We start from the raw sequence: 21,940 nt of genomic DNA, 5'->3' as shown, positions 1-21,940 counted from the left end.
TCCTCCGTCGATCTGCGTCGCGTCCCGGACACCGGGACGCTGCCGGATTCTCCGCCGGACCTCGCCAACAGGCCAGAGTCTTGACCTGTGACAGAGAACCTGTTTTCGTCATGCCGTCACGCGAGCTCTCGCGTGGGCGACACACGTGGGCGACACACCAGGGGAGCGCCGCATGGAACGTGTCCCGATCGACGGACCACTCGCCGGCGTGCGCGTCGTGGACCTGTCCACCGCCGCCACCGGCCCGTACGCGGTGACCCTGCTCGCCGATCAGGGCGCCGAGGTGATCAAGGTCGAGCGTCCCGGGATCGGCGACATCTCGCGCTGGATCGGCACCGCGACCGGCGGCATCAGCGCGCTCTACCAGATGTGCAACCGCGGCAAACGCTGCGTCGGCGTCGACCTGCGCACCGACGAGGGCCGCGACCTGGTGCGCGCGCTGATCGCCCGGGCCGACGTGGTGGTGCAGAACTGGCGGCCCGGCGTGGCCGAACGGCTCGGCCTGGGCTACGCCGACGTGCGGCGCGACGACCTCGTGTACTGCTCGATCTCCGGCTTCGGGGCGCACGGGCCGTATGCCGGCAAGGGCGCCTACGACACGGTGATCCAGGCGTACGGCGGGATCGCGGAGAACCAGAAGGACCCGGAGAGCGGTCGTCCGAGGTTCTCGAACCAGGCCCTCGCCGACAAGGTCACCGCGCTCACCGCCGCGCAGGCGATCACCGCGGCCCTGTTCGCCCGCGAGCGCGGGCGCGGCGGCCAGCACCTCGAACTGTCCATGCTGGACGCGGTGATCTCGTTCATGTGGGTCGACTCGGCCGGCAACGACGTGCTGCGCGACGGCGACGGCAGCCAGCCGGGCAGCTTCGTCGCGGACGTGCGTCCGTACGCGTTCGTGGACGGGTGGGGCATCGCCACGCCCACGTCGGACGCGGACTTCGCCGGCATGTGTCGCGCGTTCGGGGTGGAGGGGTACGACGACCCGCGCGTGGCCACGATCGCCGAGCGTCGGCGCAACCGCGAGGTCGGCCACGCGCTGGTGACCCGCTGCCACGAGGTCGCGACCAAGCTCACCGTCGCCGAGGGCATCGCCCGACTGGAGGCGGAGAACGTGCCGTGCGGGGTGGTGCGGGGCCCCGGCGACCTCGCGGCCGACCCGCACATCGCCGCCGTCGGGCTGCTGGAGGACGACGTGCACCCGACTGCGGGGCGGCTGCGGCAGCCGCGGCATCCGGTGCTGTTCGGCGGCACGCCCGGGCGGTTGGGCGCGCCGGCTCCGGTACTCGGGGCCGACACCGACGCGATCCTGGGCGAACTCGGTCTCGGTACGGGACGCGTTGCGCAGTTGCGGGCGGCGGGGGTCGTCTGCTGAGGCCGTCTGCGGCCCGGTCGTCCTCACACGCCGGACGGGCTGGTTTGGGCTTGCGGCCGGCTCGGTGGCTGCGGTTGGTGGTGGCCGGCGTTTCTTAGTCCTCGAACGCCGGACGGCCTGATGTGGCTTGCTCGTGGCTCATGGCTCGCGGCTGAGCTTTGCGGGTGGCCGGCGTTCTTTGTCCTCGAACGCCGGACGGGCCGGAGGTTGGTTGCTCGGAGTTCGGTGGTAGCGGTGTACGTCACGGGTGGTGGGCCGTCCACTGGGATGTGGGGCTCCAGGGGGAGTCGTGGCCGTGGGTGTCGCGGATCCGGACGGTCCAGTAGTAGGTCGCGCCCGATTCGTAGCGGAAGCCCGGTGGGCGGATGCCCGTGTGTCGGGTGGAGTGGACCAGGCCGCTGTCCCAGGCGTTCGGGTCCACGCCGCCGCGGGTGATGGTGTCGACCGCGTAGGGATCGGTCGAGACGATCAGGCGGTAGCCGGCCTGGGGAGCGGTCCTTTCGGCCGGGCGTAACGTCCAGCCGATCCCGCCGGTGTCCCCGTTCGGGTCGTACGGCAGCGCCTCCACCGTCGGTGCGACGTCGGGTGCGGCGGTCCGGCCGTGGGGTGTGCAGCCGAGCAGGCCGGCCGCCAGGGTCCCCGCGAACACCACGCGACCCAACTGCCCCATGCGTCGTGCCGGCCTCACGAGCACCCCTGTCCCCGGTGACGGATGATCACCGCGACCCTAGGGATGTGACACGCGTCACCGGAAGCCGGGCGGCCCGGCGCCCGGACCGCCTGCGGCGACGCGCGGGGATCGGCGGTATCCGGGTTGCGTGCGGGCGCGGGGCCGGGAGCAGGCAGGATAGACGGGTGACTCTCATCGATCTGCTCCCCGCCGAGGCCGACCCCGACGCCCTGTACGAAGCCTTCGCGGCGTACGCGGAAGAGCGCGGCCTCACCCTGTATCCCGCGCAGGAAGAGGCGCTGATCGAGCTGGTCTCGGGCAACAACGTGATCCTGAATACGCCGACCGGCTCGGGAAAGAGCCTGGTCGCCGCCGGCGGGCACTTCGCGGCGATGGCGCGCAAGGAGCGCAGCTTCTACACCGCGCCGATCAAGGCGCTGGTCTCGGAGAAGTTCTTCGACCTGGTGGCCCAGTTCGGCACCGAGAACGTCGGTATGATGACCGGCGACGCCTCGGTCAACGCGACCGCGCCGATCATCTGCTGTACCGCCGAGGTGCTGGCCAACATCGCGCTGCGCGACGGCGCGGACGCGGACGTCGGCTTCGTGGTGATGGACGAGTTCCACTACTACGGCGACCCGGATCGGGGCTGGGCCTGGCAGATCCCGCTGATCGAACTGCCGAAGGCGCAGTTCCTGCTGATGTCCGCGACGCTCGGCGACATGGACCGCTTCCAGAGCGACCTCAAGCGGCGCACCGGTCGGACCACCGCGATCGTCAAGTCGGCCACCCGCCCGGTCCCGCTGTACTTCTCCTATCGGGTCACCCCGCTGCACGAGACCATCGAGGAACTGCTGACCACGCGTGAGGCGCCGATCTACATCGTGCACTTCACCCAGGCGTCGGCGGTCGAGCGGGCCCAGTCGCTGATGAGCATCAACATGTGCACGCGCGCGGAGAAGGACCAGATCGCGTCGGTGATCGGCGGTTTCCGGTTCACCACCAAGTTCGGCCGGCAGCTCTCCCGGTGGGTGCGGCACGGGATCGGTGTGCACCACGCGGGCATGCTGCCCAAGTACCGCCGGCTGGTGGAGCGCCTGGCCCAGGCCGGTCTGCTCAAGGTGATCTGCGGTACGGACACGCTGGGCGTCGGGGTCAACGTGCCGATCCGCACGGTGTTGTTCACCGCGTTGTCCAAGTACGACGGCCAGCGGGTGCGCCGGCTGCGGGCGCGCGAGTTCCACCAGATCGCCGGGCGCGCCGGGCGGGCCGGCTTCGACACGGTGGGCAACGTGGTCGCGCAGGCCCCCGAGTACGAGATCGAGAACATCAAGGCGCTGGCCAAGGCGGGCGACGACCCGAAGAAGCGCCGCAAGGTGGTCCGCAAGAAGGCCCCCGAGGGCTTCGTCGGCTGGAACGAGGAGACCTACACCAGGCTCCAGGAGGCCGAGCCGGAGCCGTTGGCGTCCCGCTTCCGGGTCACCCACGCGATGCTGCTCGCGGTGATCAACCGGCCCGGCAACGCGTTCGAGGCGATGCGGCACCTGCTCACCGACAACGACGAGCCGCGGGCCCAACAGTTGCGGCACATCCGGCAGGCCATCGCGATCTATCGCTCGCTCCTGGACGGCGGCGTGGTGGAGAAGCTCGCCGAGGCGGACGAGGAGGGCCGGATCGTCCGGCTCACCGTGGACCTCCAGGCCGACTTCGCGCTCAACCAGCCGCTGTCCACCTTCGCGCTGGCCGCGTTCGACCTGCTCGACCCACAGGCGCCGACCTACGCGCTGGACGTGCTCTCGGTGGTCGAGGCCACGCTCGACGATCCGCGCCAGATCCTTGCCGCGCAGCTCAACAAGGCCAAGGGCGAGGCGGTCGGGCAGATGAAGGCGGACGGGATCGAGTACGAGGAGCGGATGGAGCGGCTCGCCGACATCCAATACCCGCGCCCGCTCGAGGAGTTGCTCGAACACGCCTACGCGATCTACATGCGCAGCCACCCGTGGGTCGGTGACCACCCGCTGTCGCCCAAGTCGATCGTGCGGGACATGTACGAGCGGGCGATGACCTTCGGCGACTACGTCGGCTGGTACGAACTCGCGCGCACCGAGGGCATCGTGCTGCGCTACCTGGCGAGCGCGTACAAGGCGCTCAACCAGACCGTGCCGGACGACGCGAAGAACGAGGACCTGCACGATCTGATCGCGTGGCTGGGCGAGTTGGTCCGCCAGGTCGACTCCAGCCTGCTCGACGAGTGGGAGAAGCTGGCCAACCCGGACGCGACCCAGGAGGAACTCGACGACATCGAGGGCCGCACCACGCCGGTCACCGCGAACGAGCGGGCATTTCGGGTGCTGGTGCGCAACGCGCTCTTTCGCCGGGTGGAACTCGCGGCGCTGCGGCGCTACTTCCAGCTCGGCGAGCTGTCCGAGCAGGAGGGCGACGGCAACTGGGACGCGGAGCGCTGGCAGGACGCGCTGGAGGGTTACTGGGACGAGCACGACTCGATCGGCACCGGTCCCGACGCGCGCGGCCCCAAGCTCATGCAGATCACCAAGGAGGACTCCGCGTGGCGGGTCCGCCAGGTGTTCGACGACCCGGCCCAGGACCACGACTGGGGGATCACCGCCGAGGTGGACCTGACCGAGTCGGACGAGACCGGGCGTGCGGTGTTGCGGGTGGTCGCGGTCGACCGGATGTGAACCCGGGTCCCCGGCGTTCGGGCAGACTGGGCCCATGACGAAGAAGCGGTCCACCGTCGAGGCACACGGTTCGATCCTGTCCTGGCGCTCGCACAACTCGGTGTTGTCGATCGCGTCGGAAGGCTCGGTGTTGTCGATCGGGTCGGTGGGTTCGGTGTTGTCGGTGGGCTCGGTCGGCTCCGCGCTGTCCCTCGGCTCGATCGGTTCGGCGCTCTCCGCCGCGTCGATCGGCTCCTACCTGGGGGCGGCATCGGCGTTCTCGGCCCAGTCGGTGTGGTCCGCCTTCTCGATCCAGTCCAGCGGCGCGGTCTTCGACCACCACAACGCCCGAAAGCTCGCTGCCCGCCGAGCGGCCCTGCCGGCGAGCGCCGTGATCGCCGGCCTCGCCACGGCGGCAATCCTGGCACGCCGATCGCGCTGACCCCCTCGGCCGTACGCGCCGGCCCGGCCGTTTTGCCCTGAGCGCCGGCCGGCCGTACGCGGATGCGGCCGAAGGAGCCCGACCGGCGAGTCGGGTCAGTCCGCGTCGAGGCCGTCGGCCGGTTGGGTGCCGGGGCGGAAGGGCATGCTGCCGGTTCGTTTGGTGCCGGCGAAGGCGGTGAGGTCGTAGGCCGTCTCGGCGTGTACCGCGAGGTCCAGGCCCAGTTGTTCGTGGTCGGCGTGGGCGCGGAAGCCGATGGTGCGGTCGATCGCCTTGGCGATCGCGTACGTGACGCCGAAGGAGAACGCGGAGACCACCACGATCGCCACCACCTGCTTGCCGAGCAGCGCGGCGCCACCGCCGTGCAGCAGGCCCTCCGGGCCGCCGGTGACGTCCTCGGCCGCGAACAGGCCGATCAGCAACGTGCCGACCACGCCGCCGACGTAGTGCACGCCGACCACGTCGAGTGAGTCGTCGTAGCCGAAGCGGTGCTTCCAGCCCACCGCGAAGCTGCACAGGACACCCGCCGCCAGGCCGATCACCAGCGCGCCGGGCAGGTCCACCACGCCGCAGGCCGGGGTGATCGCGACCAGGCCGGCGACCGCGCCGGAGGCGGCGCCGAGCGTGGTGGCGTGTCCGTCCCGGCGCTTCTCCACCGCGAGCCAGCCGATCAGCGCGGTGCACCCGGCCGCCTGGGTGTTCACCAGCGCCTGTGCGGCCAGGCCGTTCGCGCCCAGCGCCGAGCCGCCGTTGAAGCCGAACCAGCCGAACCACAGCAGACCCGCGCCGAGCACCACGAGCGGCAGGTTGTGCGGTCGCATCGGATCCCGCTTGAAGCCGATCCGGGGGCCGAGCACCAGGGCCACCGCCATGCCCGCGGCGCCGCAGTTGATCTCGACCACCAGGCCGCCCGCGAAGTCGAGCGCGCCGAGCCGGTGCGCGATCCACCCGTTCGGCCCCCACACCCAGTGCGCCAGCGGTACGTACACGCACAGCACCCACACCGCGCAGAAGAGCACCCACGCCTTGAACCGGGTGCGGTCCGCGATCGCCCCGGAGATCAGTGCCACGGTCAGGATCGCGAAGGTCAACTGGAAGGCCATGAACAGCAGCTCGGGCACCGTGCCGTGCAGGTCGGTGGGCTTGGTGCCGGCCATGAACGGCTTGTCGAGCGCGCCGAGCAGTCCGCCGCCCAGATCGTCGCCGAAGGCCAGGCCGTAGCCGAAGGCGATCCACACCACGGTCACCACCGCGATCGCCACGAAGCTCATCATCAGCATGTTCAGCACGCTCTTGGCCCGGACCATGCCGCCGTAGAAGATCGCCAGGGCGGGGGTCATCAGCAGCACGAGCGCGGTGGCCACGAGCAGCCACGCGGTGTCTCCGGCGTTCAGGGCGTCGGTCGCGACGGTCATGCGGCTCCCTCGTGGGCCTGATCTGGTCTCAGGTCAGGGTGGGCAGCCCGAGTTTCCTGGCGTATACCTCGGTGTTACGCGCGGGTTAAGGAACCCGCCCCGTGTTACGCGCGCATTGCCCGACGATGAGCGGGTGCGCACGCGGTGAGCGGGTCGACACGTACGTGAAACACGACCTGCCCGACAGGGCCCGGTGCCCGATCCGTACCCGGCCTACTCCGGTACCCGGCCGCCCGAGCGGCGGGTCACCAGCCGCGCGACCGAGCCCAATCGTTCGCCGTGGGCCATCACCTGACGGCCCGTCACGCCCTTGAGCCCGTTCAGGGTGAGGGCGACCGCGACCCGGCCGGCGGCGTCGAACACCGGGGCGACCAGGGTCGAGATGTCGTAGACGGTGTCCGGGTCCACCGCGATCAGCTCGTACTCCTCCTCGCCCAGCGCGGCGGCCAACTCGGCCAACCGGTCGCGCAGCAGCGCGGCCTCGCGCGGATGTTCGGCCATCCGCTCCAGCGTGCCGCCGATCCGGGTCCGGGTCGGGCTGTCCAGGGTGATCGAGTACCCGCGCTCGCGGACCGCGGCCAGGGTGGGCGGCAGATGCACCCGGGCCGTACCGCGCACGCGCTCGTCCAGCCGGTCCAACCACGCGTCGACCTCGGCCGGCGCCGACCACGCGTGGAAGACCTGGCCGAGCGGCGGCACCATGCGCAACCGCTGACCGACCCGGACGTCGGCCGAGGCCAACTGCGGCCGGCCCTCCACGGCCAGGATGACGATCTCGTCGCCCACCGCGACGCTGGCGATCAGCTCGGTGGCGAACTCGTCGGCCAGCCCGCGCATCTCGGCCCGGGCCAGGTCCACCGCCCGATTGCCGCGCAGCGCCGCGTCGCCGAGCGCGACCAGGGCCGGGCCCAGCTCGTAGGTCTTGCGGCGCGGATGCCGGACCAGGTAGCCGGCGTCCTCCAGGGCCTGGAGCACCGACAGGGCGGAGGCGAGGTTGATGCCCAGGGCGGAGTGCAGCTCGGACAGCGTGTAGGCGTCGCCCGGGTGGGCGGCGAAGAAGTTCAGGATCTCCACCGCGCGACCGGCGGCGAGGGCGGGACGGACCATGACGGCGACTTTCCGACCCGGCGGGCACCTTGTGGCCGGTACCCGGGCGGGTCACACTCGGGACCACGAAATACGGGATTCGAAAACATTTTTCAGTATATCGAAAATGGGGTGCTCCGATGAAGCTCGACGTGCTCTACGAAGTGGACGTGCCGCGCCCGTGGCACGGCGAACACCCCTACGGCCAGCGGCGCGAGGAGCAGCGCGCGTATCGCGAGGCGATCGAGCAGATCCGGCTGGCCGACCGGGTCGGGTTCCACACCGTCTGGGCGGTCGAGCACCACTTCCGCGAGGGCCGCTCGCACATGCCCGCCTCGGAGGTCTTCCTGGGCCACCTGGCCGGGATCACCGAGCGGATCCGGATGGGCTTCGGCGTCACGCTGACCCCGTTCGGCTTCACCCCGCCGCAGCGGATCGCGGAGAAGGTCGCGACGGTGGACATCCTGTCCGGCGGCCGGGTCGAGTGGGGCACCGGCCGCTCCACCCCGATGGAGCAGACCGCGTTCGGCGTGGACATCGCCAAGTCCCGGGACGACTGGCGCGAGGCGATCGAGATCGTCACCGGCATGTGGCGCGAGGAGTACTTCGAGTACGAGTCGGAGCGGTTCTCCTTCCCGCGCCGGATGGTCACCCCCAAGCCGTTCCAGGACCCGCACCCGCCGTGCTGGATGGCCGCCACCTCGCAGGGTTCGGCGGAGATCGCCGGCCGCAACGGGCTGGGCATGTTGTCCTTCTCGATCATGCAGCCGTTGGAGACGATGGCCGCCCAGGTCGCCGCCTACCGCGCGGCGGCGGCGAACCCGACCCCGCTCACCGACGTGACCACGAACAAGGTCGCGGCCTACACGCTGGTGCACACCACCGGGCGCAAGCAGGTCGACCGGCGGGTCTGGGACTCGGTCGCGTGGTGGTACAAGAACCTGGCCATGTTCACCCTCGAATGGGAACTGCCGCACCTGTCCCCGGCCGAGCAGGACAAGACCTTCCCGTTGCTCAAGCCGATGTTCGAGGGCAACGTCCCGGTGGAGACCTTCGACGCGGCGGACATGATCGTGATCGGCGACGTGGAGACCTGCGTACGCAAGATGAAGCGCTACGCGGATCTGGGGGTGGACGAACTGATCTGCTACGTCCAGTGGGGCTTCCTGGAACACCAGGACATCCTGCGGACGATCGAAATCCTCGGCAAAGAGGTCATTCCGGAACTGGAGAAGTACCAGCCAAACAAATAGTGGGCACAGTCGGTCGGTTACTGATAATCCTTGGCGCCGTGACCACCTCCATATACGCGTCGCGCCTGCGACGCATCGCTCCCGTCGGCCTCGCCCTCGTGCTGGCCGCCGGGTGCGGCGGCTCCGGCGGCGGAGCCGAGTCGAAGACCGATCGGCGGCCCCCCGCCGCGCCTTCGCCCACCGGCGCCGCCACTGCGACCGCGAGCGCCCCGACGGCCAAGCCGATCGGCGCGGACGACCCGGCGCTCAAGGAGTTCTACGCTCGGAAGCCGGCCTGGGCGAAGTGCGCCGACGACAAGGCCACCAAGGCGGACGAGAGCCTGCTGGAGTGCGCGAAGCTGCGGGTGCCGCTGGACTACGCGAATCCGGCGGCCGAGACGATCGAGGTGCAGGCGTACCGCAAGAAGGCCACGGGGGAGCGGCTGGGCGTGCTGGCCGTGGACCCCGGCGGCCCGGGATCGGGGGTGCTGCGCATGGTGGCCGGGTTCGGGCAACGCCCGGCGCTCGCCGAACGCTACGACGTGGTCGGCGTCGACCCGCGCGGCACCGGCGACAGCAACCCGGTCACCTGCGTCGACAACGCCGGCATCGACCGGCTGCGCGGTCTGGACCCGACCCCGGACGACGCGGCCGAACTGGCCTCGATCTCGGCGTTCCACGCGGAGTTCGCCGACGGCTGCACCGCGCGCGGCGGCAAGCTGCTCGCGCACCTGGGCACCCGGGAGGTGGTGGGCGACCTCGACGTGCTGCGCGGTGTGCTGGGCGAGGACAAGCTCAACTACTTCGGCTACTCCTACGGCACCTTCCTCGGCGCCGTGTACCTGGAGACGTTCCCGGGCCACAGCGGCCGGATGGTGCTGGACGCGCCGATGGACCCGGCGCTGGACCGGGTCGCGGCCGCGCGCAGCCAGGCCCGCGGCTTCGAACAGACCTTCCGGGCCTTCCTGGCCGACTGCCTCAAGCAGTCGGACTGCCCGTTCGACGGCACGGTCGACGAAGCGGTGCGCACCCTCGCGGACCGGCTGCACAAGCTGGGCGAGAAGCCCTTGAAGGCGGCAGGCGGTCGCACCATCGGCGAGGGCGAGGCCGTCAACGCGATCTCCCAGGCGGTCTACAGCGAACAGGCCTGGAAGGACCTGCGCGCGACCCTGGCGATCTACCTGGGCGACGACGCGCGCCGGGCCGCCTCGGCCACCGACTACTGGCTGGGCCGGGAGGAGGACGGCTCCTACCCGAGCGATCACGCCGCGGCCAACGTGACGATCAACTGCGCCGACGGACGGCAGTTGACCATCGCCGAGGCCGACGCGCTGGCCAAGGAACTGGCCGACCCGCTTCCGATCACCGGACCCGGCGTGGCCTGGTCCTTCGCCGCGCAGTGCCGACCGGCCGGCGCCGATCGGGCCCGCCCGATCAGCGCGCCGACCGCGCCGCCGGTGCTGATCGTCGGTTCCACGGGCGACCCGGCGACGCCGTACGAGCAGGCCCAGGCGCTCACCCCGCAACTGCCCGGCGCGGTCCTGCTCACCCGCGAGGCCAACGGGCACGGCTCCTACAACCGCGGGAACACGTGCGTGGACACCGCGGTGGAGACCTACCTGCTCAAGGGCGAACTGCCGGCGGTCGGTACACGCTGCACGTGATCCGGGCGGACATCCGTCGCAGTCGTCGGTGTCGCACGGTGTCGAGCGGTGTCGAGCGGTGTCGAGCGGGGCCCGCAGATCGCGTCCGTCCCCCGGATTGCGGGCTCTGCCCGGCACGTTCCACCGGCGCGTTGTACGGTCCGTGAGTGACAGTCACATCCCTGGCGCCCTGGCCCGCCGACTACCCCAGCGACTACGCGGTCGTCGACGTGGAGACCACCGGGCTGCGAAGTTCGGATCGCGTCGTCTCGGTCGCCGTGGAGTTGCTCGACCGAGCCGGTACGGTGACCGACCGCTGGTCGACGCTGGTCGACCCGCGACGCGATCCCGGACCGGTGCACATCCACGGCCTGACCCCGGAACGGCTCGCGGGCGCGCCCACGTTCGACCGGATCGCCGACGACCTGGCCGAGTACCTCACCGGACGGGTCCTGGTCGCGCACAACGCGCCGTTCGACTGGGGCATGTTGACCGCGGAGTTCCGCCGTCTGGACACGCCGTGGCCGATGGAGCGGCGGTTGTGCACGATGGCGCTGGCCCGGCACCTGGAGTTGCCGATCGGCGACTACCGACTGGCCACCCTCGCGGCCCACTACCGGGTGCGGCAACTGCGCGCGCACGACGCGGTGGACGACGCCCGGGTGCTCGGCGAGATCTTCCGGTACGGCCTGCACGAGGCGGCGGGCGCCGGCCTGCCGCTGCCGCTGACCGTGCCGGACGCCGGTTCCGGGCTGCGCCGGGCCGCCGCCGCGCGCACGCGCCGTCCCGAGCGGTCGGCGTCGGCCAAGGCGCCCTGCCCATGGACGAATCCGGGCCGGCTCGACCTCGGGGTGGGGCTGATCCAGGGCATGCGGGTGGCGTTCACCGGCGAGGGCGGCCGATCGCGCGAGGAGTCGGAACGGCAGGCGACCGAGGCCGGTCTGTACGTGGCGACCTCGGTCAGCGGCAAGACCTCGGTGCTGGTGACCAACGACGCGGGCAGCGGCAGCGGCAAGAACCGCAAGGCCGCGCACCTGGGTACGCCGGTGATCGACGAGGCCACGTTCGCGCGCTTGTTGGCGCGGGTGTTACCGGGTACGCCGGTGGCCGGCCCGGCGGCGGCGCCGACGGTCGCGCCGGCGGTGCTTCCGGCGCCGCGTACGGAGCCCGAGACGGATCGCGGGCCGGCATCCGTGGTCGGCGCGGCCGATGCGATCCAGGCGCCCGCCCCCGCCGAGGCGCCGAGCGCGCCCCCGTCGGGCGCGGCCCCGGTCGCTGTGCCGCGCGTCCCCACTCGCCCGACGGTGCGTCAGGTCCTGGTCCTCCAGGGCCGGGACGAGCACGGCGAGGGCGGCCGGGTGCGCCAACTCGTGCTCGACTCCGGCGCTCGGCTCCGGATCAACCTCACCTCGACCGTGGACACCGTGGTGGTGCTGCCCGGCGCGGCGACCGATCCCCGGATCGCCCGCGCGCGGGCGTTCGGCGCGGTGTGCCTGACCGAGGCGCAATGGCACGCCTCACTCGCCGACGCGCCCGAGTCCGGCCCCCGGGCCGAGCCCGGCTCCGGCCCGGCCGGCACGGGCGACAACCTCCCGCGCGGCGGCACCGTGCCATTGCCCGGCGGCGCCGACCCGGGCCGGTGGACGCTGAACGCGTCCTGGGCCTGGGAGCGCCCGGACGAGGACATCGACATCGTGGCCTTTCTGCTCGACGAGCACGAACGGGTACGCGGCGACGCCGATTTCGTGTTCTGGAACCAACCGGCCACCCCGTTGGAGACGGTCGCCCTCGACGCGTCCGGCCCGGCCGAGCAGACGGTCACCCTCGAACTGGATGTGTTGCCACGTGACGTACGTCGCGTCGTGATCGCGGCCTCGGTCGACGGAGCGAGCACCTTCGCGGCGGTCGGGCCGATCGAGATCGACGTGGCGCCGTTCCAGGCCACCTCGTTCGTCCGCTCGGTGCTCGACGCCGCCACCGTCGAACGGGTGTTGCTGCTCGGCACGTTCTACCGCCACGGCGCCGGCTGGAAGTTCCGTACGGAGGGTCAGGGCTACGCGTTCGACCTCGCCGCACTGGCCGGCTCGTTCGGCGTGGAGATCGCCTGAGACCCGTTGCCGACCGGCGGGTAGGGGGGAGTGCGATTCGGTGCCCGGGCGGCGGAGTGGTTTGCTTGACCCGGCCGACAGCAATCGAGGGCAAGGAGTGGTCATGGCGCAGGTCAGGGCAACCGCACAGACGACTGTGGCGGCGGAACCGGAAACGGTTTTCGCGGCCGTCGCCGATTACGCGGACGTGCGGCCCAAGCTGCTCACCGAGCACTTCTCGGAGTACGACGTGCGCGAGGGCGGCAAGGGCGCCGGCACGGTGGCGCACTGGCGGCTGCAGGCCACGAGCAAGCGGTCGCGAGACTGCCTGGTGACGGTCACCGAGCCGGCCCCCCTGACGCTGGTGGAGACCGACGCCAACTCGTCGATGGTCACCACGTGGACCGTGTCGCCGGCGGGCACGGGCAGCCGGGTCGAGGTCGTCACGGTGTGGAACGGGGCGGGTGGCATCGGGGGCTTCTTCGAGAAGACCTTCGCGCCCGCCGGGCTCAAGCGGATCTACGACGGCGTGCTCGCGAAGTTGCCCGACGCGCTCTGATCGCGGGTTCCACGAGACGTGGGACGACGCCGGCCGGCCCCACCGCGAGGTGGAGCCGGCCGGCGTCGGGCCGATCGTTTTGGTGTGCGGCAGTGCTCAGGTGAGCAGCGAGCCCGCGCCGATGCCCAGGGCCGCGGCCGAGACCAGGCCGAAGAAGCCGACCCACACCGCCCCGGGGATTTTGGTCAGGTCGGCGAGCTGATCCGCGTCCGACCACGGCGCGCGGCCACGACCGCGCATCTGCTGAAGCTCGAAGACCGGCCGCACCCCGGACACCAGCAGGAACCACACCAGCAGGTACGCGAACGCCGCCTGGATCCGCGCACTGGCCAGCCAGGAGATCGCGAAGATCACCCCGCCGGTGGTCAGCAGCACCAGCGCGCCGAACCAGTTGCGTATCGCGATGAACATCAACGCGAGCAGCACCAGCGCCACCCAGAGCACCATGGTGATGTGCGCGCCCGCGAGCAGCGCCGCACCACCCGCGCCCAGGATGGACGGCGTGATGTAGCCGGCCATCGCGGTGAGGATCATGCCCAGGCCCGTCGGCTTGCCCACCGACACGGTCACCCCGGAGGTGTCCGAGTGCAGTCGGATGCCGGACAATCGGCGCCCGCTGAGCAGCGCGACCATCGCGTGCCCGCCCTCGTGCGCGATCGTCACGACCGAGCGCAGCGGTCGCCAGGTCGGGCGGTACAGCACCACCACGACCGCGACCGCCCCGGTCACGAGCGCGAGCCAACTCGGCGGATCCGGTTGGGTTCCGACCACTCGGTCCCACAGGTCCTGCAACGACACCGTGTCGACGCTGCTCACGCCACCCCTCTCGTCTCACGTCCGCCCCCCGCCCCGCCTCGAACGCTATCGTCCGCCGAGCCCCGTGGTTCGCGCCCGTCCCGGCTCACCCCCGCGGTACGGTCCGCCGCGCCACGTGCTCGGTGTGCTCGACGTCGCGCGGCGGGGCCTTCGGGTCGAGGTCGTGCGCGCCGACCTCGACGCGCACACCGCCGCCGAGCACGAGCCGGTCGCGCGGGGCGAGCATCTCCTCCACGTCGACGGCCAACGGCCGACCGGGTTCGTGGCCGGCTCCGTTCCAGCGCTCGATCTCGGTGCCGTTGGCCGAACCCAGGTCGACCGCGAGCACCCGCTCACCGGCGCGTCCGGTCGCGAAGCGCAGCAGTACGTGCTGCCGACTGATGTAGCGCACCGCCTCGCCGAATCGGCGCTGCCGGGTGCCCAGGTTGTAGCCGTTCGCGATCCGGCCCCGGCCCAGGACCAGATTGATGCCCAACTCCAGCGGCAGGCGTTCGATCGACTCGCCGGTGGCGTGGTCGGCCAACTCCACCTGTCGGGTCGCCCGCCGGGGGCCCTGGGCCGCGAGCACACCCGCGCACTCCGGGCAGAGCGCCCGCGCGTCGACGTCCACGCGCGGCCACACCGGGATCAGGCCCGTCCACGTGCGCGCGTACGGACAACGCGGTTCGGCGCACCGCCACCGGGTGTTCAGGATCTCCGGGCCCGGGTGCGGCCGCGCGGACCCGTCGAGCCCTTCGACGTCTTCCGGCGCGAGCGGTCGGGGCGGCCCGGGGTCGATGCCGCGCGGGACGAAGTGCACGCCGTGCTCGTCCTGGTGCCAGTGGTGGAAACGTTCCGGGTGCGACCGGATCCACGGGTGCCGAACACGGAAGTCGAGGAAATGGTCCCCGCTGAGCACGTGCAGCCCCTCGGCTTCGGCGCGTTCGAGCAGGAACGTGTCCGCGACCGCACGCACGGTCACCTCGCCCCGGGCCGCGCGGCGCGACAATTCACTTCGGTCGGCCGCGTCCAGGGCCGGCAACAGCGCCTTGGCCACGACGAGTTCGACCCGGACGTCGGCGCCGTGCCGGGCCCGCCACGCGCTCACGACCGCGTCGAGACGGGCCGGAAAAGGCCCTTTCGCGCCGATCGGATACAGCTCTTCGGAGTGACACACATCGGCCACATCCACGATCGCGTTCCACACACCGTCCCCCTGACCGAGCCCTCGTGCAATTCCTATCCGAAACCCGGTCGCCCCGCCGGGCTACACGCCCTAACGTGCGATCGTGATCGAGACCCCGGCCCTGTCCGCGCAAGCCACCACGACCGCCGACCTGTTGGCCCGCGCCGCCGTCGAGCGCGGCATGTCGGTCACCGTGCTCGACGGTCCGCGGCCCGACCTGCGCGGATCGGCGGTCTACTACGGCGGACCCCGGTTCGCAGACACGGTGGCCGAGTCGCTGGAGATAGCCCTGCTGGAGCCGGCGGACCACTGGCTGACCACGCTGGACGAGCGCTGGACCCGGCGGGCGATCACGCCGACCACCATGGCCGAGGCGCGGCGGCTGCGCGTGCCGGCCTTCGTCAAGCCGCCGAGCGACAAGTCGTTCGAGGCGGCCGTGTATGCCGACGGCACCCGACTGCCGGCCGCCGTTCCCGGCGAAACCCCGGTCCTGGTCAGCGAGATCCGGACATTCGTCACCGAGTACCGACTGTTCGTGCTGGACGGCGTCGTGCACACCGGCTCGCGCTACGCGCGCTTCGGCCGACTCGACCCGCTGCCGCTCACCGAGGACCCGCGGGCCGGCGAACTCCTGGCCTTCGCCGCCGAGATGCTCGCCCACACCGCCGCCGAGCTGCCCGGCGCGGTCGTGGTGGACATCGGCCTGGCCGGCACCGCCGACACGGCCGAGGAGCACTGGGTGGTGGTCGAGGCCAACATGGCCTGGTTCGGCAACATCTACGCCGCGGACCCATCCCGCTGCCTCGACGCGATCCGAACCGCCGCCGGCCCCCGCGCCTCGCTACGCCCGACCGACGCCCCCTTCGTCCGCCCGTACCCGCTCACCCACCCGTAGTTCGCGCCCGTTTCCGGCTTCGACGGGCCGTGGCCCCGGGTGTCGGGGGTGGCTCAGGACGCGGGGTCGGGGCGGTGGGATTCGGCGTGGAGGTAGGCGGTGGCCAAGGTGGGGACGCAGGTCAGGTTGGTGCCCAGGCCCGGACGCACGATCCAGGTCATCGACGAGCCGGGGTAGGGGCGCGGGCCGGGCAGGGTGAGGCAGCCGCCGTGGCCGACGTAGTGGTAGCGGGTGCCGTCGGCGGGGCCGACGGCGGCGAGCCACGCCTCAGCGCTGCCGGGGCCGATCAGATAGGCCCACTTGCCCGCGTGTTCCTCGGCGATCACCGCCCCCACGGGTTCGGCGGCGGCCGTGAGCAGGTCGAGCACGGCGGCGCCGAGGTCGACCCGCATCACCACGGCGTCGAACAGACGACCGGTGTCCGCGGCGCGCCGTGCGCCCGGGTTGGTCAGCCACGTGTACCGCGTCTCGCGTGGATCGCGGGTGGCGGCGCTGATCCAAGCGATCCCTGCCTGGTTCACGCCGGCATCTTGCTCCTGCAGCACGTTCCCTCGCCTCCCAAAGGTCGGGAAAAGGCGCGATCGGTCACTTGCGAACAGCCCGACGGGTGGTCGAGGTGTCGCTGTAAGTAGCGTCCTCGGTGGGCGCAATAAGTGCAAGTCAAACAACTCACTCGACTTGCAGAGTGTCGGACATGAGTACCATGACGGGCGACTCGGCGAGGTGAAGCCCGGAAAAGCCGGTAAAGCCGGTAAAGATGATGAACGGCTCGAAGCCTCGGCGCGGCCGGAATGCCTCGACGGAAGTGCTCGGGAGCGGGAGGAAGAATGGGCGCGGAGCAATACCCGACGGTGCGCAGGCGCGTTCTGGGTGCCAACCTGCGTCGCCTGCGCGAGGACAAGTCGCTGTTGCTGGAGGACGCCGCCGACGCCCTCTCCTGCCATCCGGCGAAGGTCAGTCGGATCGAGTCCGGGCGCAGTGGGATTCGGGCGCTGGATCTGAAGGCGCTGCTGGATCTGTACGAGGTGGGCGACGCGCAGGCGCGGGACGGCTGGCTGGCGCTCGCCCGCGAGGGCCGCCGGCAGCGCTGGTGGCGCGACCTGGCCGATCGACTTCCGCAGGACTTCCTGGACTTGATCGGACTGGAGGCCGAGGTGGCGTCCTGCCTGGGCTTCCAGCCGAGCATCATTCCCGGGTTGTTCCAGACCGAGGAGTACGCGACGGCGGTGATCCGCGGCGGCACGGTCGGGCCGGTCGACGAGCAGTGCCGCACCAGGGTCCGGGTGCGGCTGGATCGACAGCGCGTGCTCACCCGCGAGGAACCGGCCCCGCTGGAGGTATTGATGGTGATCGGCGAGGCCGCGTTGCGCCAGGAAATAGGCGGCCATCGAGTGCTCCGGGAACAACTCGTGCACTTGATCGAAATTGCACAACTATCGAACGTGACCGTGCAAGTACTACCCTTTTCGGCAGGCGCCTATCCGGGCGGCCCCACGCCGTTCTCGATCTACGGATTCCCTCCCCCGTCGGGGATGGAAGTGGTCTCGCTGGAGAACATCACCAGCCACGCGTACCTGGAAAGAGCCCAGGACACCGCTCACTACGGCAAGGTCTTCGCCGACTTGCGGGGCATCGCGCTCAGCCCCGTCGAGTCGGAGGCCTTCATCGCGGCCAGTGCCCAGCAACTCGCAGACCGAGCCGCTCGAAACCGGAGCGACTCGCCCACCGAGAAGGAAGAACGCCATGCCAAGGAAGAACGCCATGCCTGAGAACAACGCCCCCCGTTGGTTCAAGAGCTCCTACAGCATGCAGAACGGCGACTGCACCGAGATCCGCCCGCACCCGGACGGCGCCGTCGAGGTACGGGACAGCAAGGACCCGGCCGTCGGACTGCTGACCCTCGCCCGCACCCCCTGGCGCACATTCGTCACCGCCCTGCGCACCGACGCCTGACCCCTGGGTCACCGGCACCCGAGGTCCGCGAGCCGCCCGCCCCCCCGATGGGCGACTCGCGGACCTCCCGTCGTTCCCCGGCACCCGCCGGCTCCGCCGGGGCCACCGATCCGGCCGGGTCGGCCCACCGACCGGCCACGACACCCGCTGCCGGCTCCGGAATCGCTTCGAGTCCGGGCGAGGCGCCGGGTACGCTCCGGGGGCATGGCTGCCCCGACTGGTTCCCCCCGCATGCCCGACAAGCCCACCCTCGACGGGCTGGAAGCGAAATGGTCGCGCGTCTGGGAAGAGACGGGCGTATACCGCTTCGACCGGAGCCGGACCCGCGACGAGGTCTACTCGATCGACACCCCGCCGCCGACGGTCAGCGGATCGCTGCACGTGGGCCACGTGTTCTCCTACACCCACACCGACGCCATCGCGCGCTACCGCCGGATGCGCGGGCGCGAGGTCTTCTACCCGATGGGCTGGGACGACAACGGCCTGCCCACCGAGCGGCGCGTGCAGAACCACTTCGGCGTGCGCTGCGATCCCGCGCTGCCCTACGACGCCGACTTCGTCCCGCCCACGTCGCCCGGCAAGCAGCAGATCCCGGTCTCCCGGCGGAACTTCATCGAACTGTGCGAGCGGCTGACCCACCAGGACGAGAAGGCGTTCGAGGAACTGTGGCGGCTGCTCGGGCTGTCCGTCGACTGGACGATGACCTACCAGACCATCGACACGGTCTCGCGGACCGCCTCCCAGCGGGCCTTCCTGCGCAACCTGGAGCGCGGCGAGGCCTATCCGGCCGAGGCCCCCACACTGTGGGACGTCACCTTCCGCACCGCCGTCGCACAGGCCGAGTTGGAGGACCGCGAGCGCCCCGGCGCCTTCCACCGCCTGGCGTTTCGCACGCCGACCGGCGACGCGCTGGAAATCGCGACCACCCGACCGGAGTTGTTGCCGGCCTGCGTCGCGCTCGTCGCGCATCCCGACGACACCCGCTACACCCACCTGTTCGGGAACAGCGTGCGCACACCGCTGTTCAACGTCGCGGTGCCGGTGTACGCGCACCCGCTGGCCGATCCGGACAAGGGTTCCGGGATCGCCATGGTGTGCACGTTCGGTGACACCACCGATGTCACCTGGTGGCGCGAACTGCGCCTGGAAACCCGGGCGGTGCTCGGCTGGGACGGTCGCTTCCTGAGCGAACCGCCGAGTGGGATCGACGCCCCCGAGGCGGTCGCGGCCTACGCGCGACTGGCCGGCGCGACCGTGTTCACCGCGCGCGAGCGGATCGTGGCGATGCTGCGCGAGAGCGGCGAACTGATCGGCGAGCCGAAGCCGATCACGCACACGGTGAAGTTCTACGAGAAGGGCGACAAGCCGCTCGAGATCGTCACCACCCGGCAGTGGTACCTGCGCAACGGCGGACGCGACGCCGACCTGCGCGCCCGACTCCTGGCCAGGGGCGCCGAGTTGACCTGGCATCCGGCGCACATGAAGGTGCGCTACGACAACTGGGTCGAGGGCCTCAACGGCGACTGGCTGATCAGCAGGCAGCGTTTCTTCGGTGTGCCGGTGCCGCTGTGGTACCCGCTGGACGCGGACGGCCGGCCGCGCCACGACACGCCGTTGCGCCCGGCCGAGGCGGACCTGCCGATCGACCCGTACACCGATGTGCCGCCCGGATACCGGGAGCAACAGCGCGGCGAGCCCGGCGGGTTCGTCGGCGACGCGGACGTGATGGACACGTGGGCCACCTCTTCGCTCACGCCGCAGATCGCGGGCGGCTGGTGTCGCGACGAGGACCTGTTCGCCCGGGTCTTCCCGATGGATCTGCGACCGCAGGCACACGAGATCATCCGCACCTGGCTGTTCTCCGCCGTGGTGCGCGCGGACGCCGAGCACGAGAGCCTGCCGTTCGCGCACGCGGCGATCTCCGGCTGGATCCTGGACCCGGACCGCAAGAAGATGTCCAAGTCCAAGGGCAACGTGGTCACTCCGGTCGACCTGCTCGCGCAACACGGCTCGGACGCGGTGCGCTACTGGGCGGCGAACGGCAGGCCGGGCGTGGACACCGCGTTCGACGTCGGTCAGATGAAGGTCGGCCGGCGGCTCGCGATCAAGCTGCTCAACGTCGGCCGCTTCGTGCTCTCGATCGGCGCGGCCGAGGCGGGCGGCGCGGACCCGGCGGGCGAGGCGGACCGGGCACACGATGCGGTCGAGGTGCCCGAGGCGGTGACCGAGCCGCTGGACCTGGCGCTGCTGGCCGAGCTCGCGGAGGTGGTCCGCGCGGCGACCGAGGCGTTCGAGGACTACGACTACGCGCGGGCGCTGGACCGGACCGAGCGGTTCTTCTGGTACTTCTGCGACGACTACGTGGAACTGGTCAAGGCCCGCGCCTACGGCGAGGCCGGGTCGCCGGCGGGCGCCGCGTCGGCCCGGGCCGCCCTCGCGAGCGCGCTGTCCGTACTGCTGCGGCTGCTCGCGCCGGTGTTGCCGTTCGCGACCGAGGAGGTGTGGTCGTGGTGGCGGGACGGCTCGGTGCACCGGGCGAGTTGGCCCGAGCCGCACGCGCCGGCGGCCGACCGGGCATTGCTGGGTACCGCGTCCGAGCTGATCGCCGGTGTGCGCAAGGCCAAGTCCGCCGCGCAGGTGTCGATGCGCGCCGAGGTGGCGGGCGTCACGATCACCGGCGCCCCGGCCGAGTTGGCTCGGGCGGCCCTGGTCGAGACGGACCTGCGCGCGGCCGGACACATCACCCGGATCGACCGCGTCGCCGCGGAGGGACCGCTCACGGTGGACGTCACCCTCGAATAGCGGGCACGGCGGTCGCCCGGCGGCGGATCGGTCGTCCACGGTGCTCGTCGGCGAAAGTCATTGACTCGGCCAAGTACCCGTAGTACCCGTTGGCCATGACCACTCACCACCCCGACGACATGTTCCACCCGCCGACCAACGACGACCCGTACTGGTCGGAGACCTCCTGGTTCACCTTCACGGTTCCGGAAAAGCGGCTGTCCGGGCAGCTCTATCCGTTCTTCCGGGCGAACCAGGGGGTCGCGGCGGGCGGCGCGTACTTCTGGGACGACAGCGGGCAACATCCGCACGAGGCGGTCTACGCCAAGAACTTCTGGCATCTGCCGATCCCCGACCAGGACCTGACCGACCTGCGCCTGCCGAACGGCTTCCGGGTGCGCTGCGTGGAACCGCAACGGGTGTACGAGGTCGGCTACGACGACCCGGACGGCGGCGACGAGATCCACGTCGACCTGACCTTCACCGGGGTGCTGCCACCGCACTACCTCGGCGAAAAGCACGTCGACCAGCCCGGCCGCTACACCGGCACGCTCGTGCTGCGCGGCGAGGAGATCCCGGTCGACTCGTACGGCTTCCGCGACCGCTCGTGGGGACCGCGCTCGCAGTTCGGTCCCGGCCTGATGCAGTCGCCCGCCAGACGCGGCGGCTACAGCTACGCGACCGCCTCCGACCGGGACGCCTTCCACAGCATCACCATGGACTTCGGCACGGGCTGCGTGTCCATCCACGGCTACCTGCTCCGCGACGGCACCTGGGCCAAGCTGGCCAAGGGCCGCCGTGAGGTGGTCGAACGCGAGGACGCCACCGGCTGGGCCACCCGGATCGTGCTCGACGCGGAGGACGAACTCGGCCGCGAACTGCACGCCGAGGGGCGCATGCACAACCGGCTCGGCTTCTTCCTGAACCCGAACCTGTTCACCGTCAACGGCCTCACCGAATGGACCTTCGACGGCGTCACCGCGTGGGGCGAGGACCACGAGAACTTCTCCGCGGCCGAGATCCGCCGGCACAGCCGGGCCTGGCGCGAGCGCTGAAACGACCGCGCGGCGCGGACCGGGCATCGCGGACCGGGCATCGCGGAACGGGCGTCTCGGATCGCGCGGCGCGGCCTCGGCGGCGCCGAAC

Annotated in this window: 18 protein-coding genes; 12 read left to right on the top strand and 6 right to left on the bottom strand. The window is 71.3% G+C overall.

Annotated features, from left to right (window positions below):
* Nucleotides 1-172 precede the first annotated feature (172 nt).
* Nucleotides 173-1,372 carry a CaiB/BaiF CoA transferase family protein gene (locus OG948_RS08565; RefSeq protein WP_406295151.1) on the top strand — a complete coding sequence of 400 codons (1,200 nt, stop codon included), beginning with the start codon at nucleotides 173-175 and terminating at the stop codon, nucleotides 1,370-1,372.
* A gap of 241 nt (nucleotides 1,373-1,613) precedes the next feature.
* Here the strand turns inward: OG948_RS08565 and OG948_RS08560 are convergent, their stop codons facing one another.
* Nucleotides 1,614-2,060 carry a hypothetical protein gene (locus tag OG948_RS08560; protein WP_406295150.1) on the bottom strand — a complete coding sequence of 149 codons (447 nt, stop codon included), beginning with the start codon at nucleotides 2,058-2,060 and terminating at the stop codon, nucleotides 1,614-1,616.
* 167 nt (nucleotides 2,061-2,227) lie between these two features.
* Between OG948_RS08560 and OG948_RS08555 the strand changes: the two genes are divergently transcribed.
* Nucleotides 2,228-4,741, top strand: coding sequence for a DEAD/DEAH box helicase (locus OG948_RS08555; RefSeq protein WP_406295149.1), 2,514 nt, complete (start codon nucleotides 2,228-2,230; stop codon nucleotides 4,739-4,741).
* A gap of 34 nt (nucleotides 4,742-4,775) precedes the next feature.
* Nucleotides 4,776-5,162, top strand: a complete 387-nt coding sequence (locus tag OG948_RS08550) for a hypothetical protein (RefSeq protein ID WP_406295147.1) — start codon at nucleotides 4,776-4,778, stop codon at nucleotides 5,160-5,162.
* A gap of 95 nt (nucleotides 5,163-5,257) precedes the next feature.
* Here OG948_RS08550 and OG948_RS08545 read toward each other — a convergent pair whose 3' ends face one another.
* Together OG948_RS08545 and OG948_RS08540 are read right to left on the bottom strand one after the other, a co-directional pair.
* A complete protein-coding gene (locus tag OG948_RS08545; RefSeq protein WP_406295145.1) occupies nucleotides 5,258-6,577 on the bottom strand; it encodes an ammonium transporter in 1,320 nt (439 codons plus the stop codon).
* A gap of 213 nt (nucleotides 6,578-6,790) precedes the next feature.
* Nucleotides 6,791-7,684, bottom strand: a complete 894-nt coding sequence (locus tag OG948_RS08540) for an IclR family transcriptional regulator (protein ID WP_395869034.1) — start codon at nucleotides 7,682-7,684, stop codon at nucleotides 6,791-6,793.
* Nucleotides 7,685-7,803: 119 nt separating this feature from the next.
* Between OG948_RS08540 and OG948_RS08535 the strand changes: the two genes are divergently transcribed.
* From OG948_RS08535 to OG948_RS08520, 4 genes are all read left to right on the top strand, one after another.
* Nucleotides 7,804-8,916: an LLM class flavin-dependent oxidoreductase gene (locus OG948_RS08535; RefSeq protein WP_406295142.1), complete on the top strand. Its 1,113-nt coding sequence runs from the start codon at nucleotides 7,804-7,806 to the stop codon at nucleotides 8,914-8,916.
* Between the two features lie 38 nt (nucleotides 8,917-8,954).
* Nucleotides 8,955-10,559 (top strand): alpha/beta hydrolase, encoded by a 1,605-nt coding sequence (locus OG948_RS08530; protein WP_406295140.1) that lies wholly within the window; start codon nucleotides 8,955-8,957, stop codon nucleotides 10,557-10,559.
* Between the two features lie 146 nt (nucleotides 10,560-10,705).
* Complete coding sequence (locus OG948_RS08525) at nucleotides 10,706-12,646, top strand: TerD family protein (protein ID WP_406295139.1); 1,941 nt, start codon at nucleotides 10,706-10,708, stop codon at nucleotides 12,644-12,646.
* Between the two features lie 103 nt (nucleotides 12,647-12,749).
* On the top strand, nucleotides 12,750-13,184 hold the full coding sequence (locus OG948_RS08520) for an SRPBCC family protein (RefSeq protein ID WP_406295138.1): 435 nt from the start codon (nucleotides 12,750-12,752) through the stop codon (nucleotides 13,182-13,184).
* A 96-nt stretch (nucleotides 13,185-13,280) separates the two neighbouring features.
* Here the strand turns inward: OG948_RS08520 and OG948_RS08515 are convergent, their stop codons facing one another.
* On the bottom strand, nucleotides 13,281-14,000 hold the full coding sequence (locus tag OG948_RS08515) for a M50 family metallopeptidase (protein WP_406295137.1): 720 nt from the start codon (nucleotides 13,998-14,000) through the stop codon (nucleotides 13,281-13,283).
* Between the two features lie 85 nt (nucleotides 14,001-14,085).
* On the bottom strand, nucleotides 14,086-15,087 hold the full coding sequence (locus OG948_RS08510) for a hypothetical protein (RefSeq protein ID WP_406295136.1): 1,002 nt from the start codon (nucleotides 15,085-15,087) through the stop codon (nucleotides 14,086-14,088).
* Nucleotides 15,088-15,268: 181 nt separating this feature from the next.
* On the opposite strand from OG948_RS08510, the gene OG948_RS08505 reads away from it, so the two are divergent.
* A complete protein-coding gene (locus tag OG948_RS08505) occupies nucleotides 15,269-16,060 on the top strand; it encodes an ATP-grasp domain-containing protein (RefSeq protein WP_406295134.1) in 792 nt (263 codons plus the stop codon).
* 53 nt (nucleotides 16,061-16,113) lie between these two features.
* Here OG948_RS08505 and OG948_RS08500 read toward each other — a convergent pair whose 3' ends face one another.
* A complete protein-coding gene (locus OG948_RS08500) occupies nucleotides 16,114-16,581 on the bottom strand; it encodes a hypothetical protein (protein WP_406295133.1) in 468 nt (155 codons plus the stop codon).
* A 306-nt stretch (nucleotides 16,582-16,887) separates the two neighbouring features.
* Between OG948_RS08500 and OG948_RS08495 the strand changes: the two genes are divergently transcribed.
* The 4 genes from OG948_RS08495 (at nucleotide 16,888) to OG948_RS08480 (ending at nucleotide 21,849) form a co-directional block, all read left to right on the top strand.
* Complete coding sequence (locus tag OG948_RS08495) at nucleotides 16,888-17,829, top strand: helix-turn-helix domain-containing protein (RefSeq protein WP_406295131.1); 942 nt, start codon at nucleotides 16,888-16,890, stop codon at nucleotides 17,827-17,829.
* Nucleotides 17,822-18,013 (top strand): DUF397 domain-containing protein, encoded by a 192-nt coding sequence (locus OG948_RS08490; RefSeq protein ID WP_406295129.1) that lies wholly within the window; start codon nucleotides 17,822-17,824, stop codon nucleotides 18,011-18,013. The genes OG948_RS08495 and OG948_RS08490 overlap by 8 nt, the downstream gene beginning before the upstream one ends.
* Nucleotides 18,014-18,217: 204 nt before the next feature.
* Nucleotides 18,218-20,815, top strand: coding sequence for a valine--tRNA ligase (gene valS, locus OG948_RS08485; RefSeq protein WP_406295128.1), 2,598 nt, complete (start codon nucleotides 18,218-18,220; stop codon nucleotides 20,813-20,815).
* Between the two features lie 95 nt (nucleotides 20,816-20,910).
* A complete protein-coding gene (locus OG948_RS08480; RefSeq protein WP_406295126.1) occupies nucleotides 20,911-21,849 on the top strand; it encodes a hypothetical protein in 939 nt (312 codons plus the stop codon).
* The last annotated feature ends 91 nt before the right edge of the window (nucleotides 21,850-21,940 follow it).

Source organism: Embleya sp. NBC_00888 (assembly GCF_045207655.1).
GTDB lineage: Bacteria > Actinomycetota > Actinomycetes > Streptomycetales > Streptomycetaceae > Embleya.
Note: the sequence above shows the minus strand (reverse complement) of the source record. Positions and strands in the feature narration are given on the sequence as shown.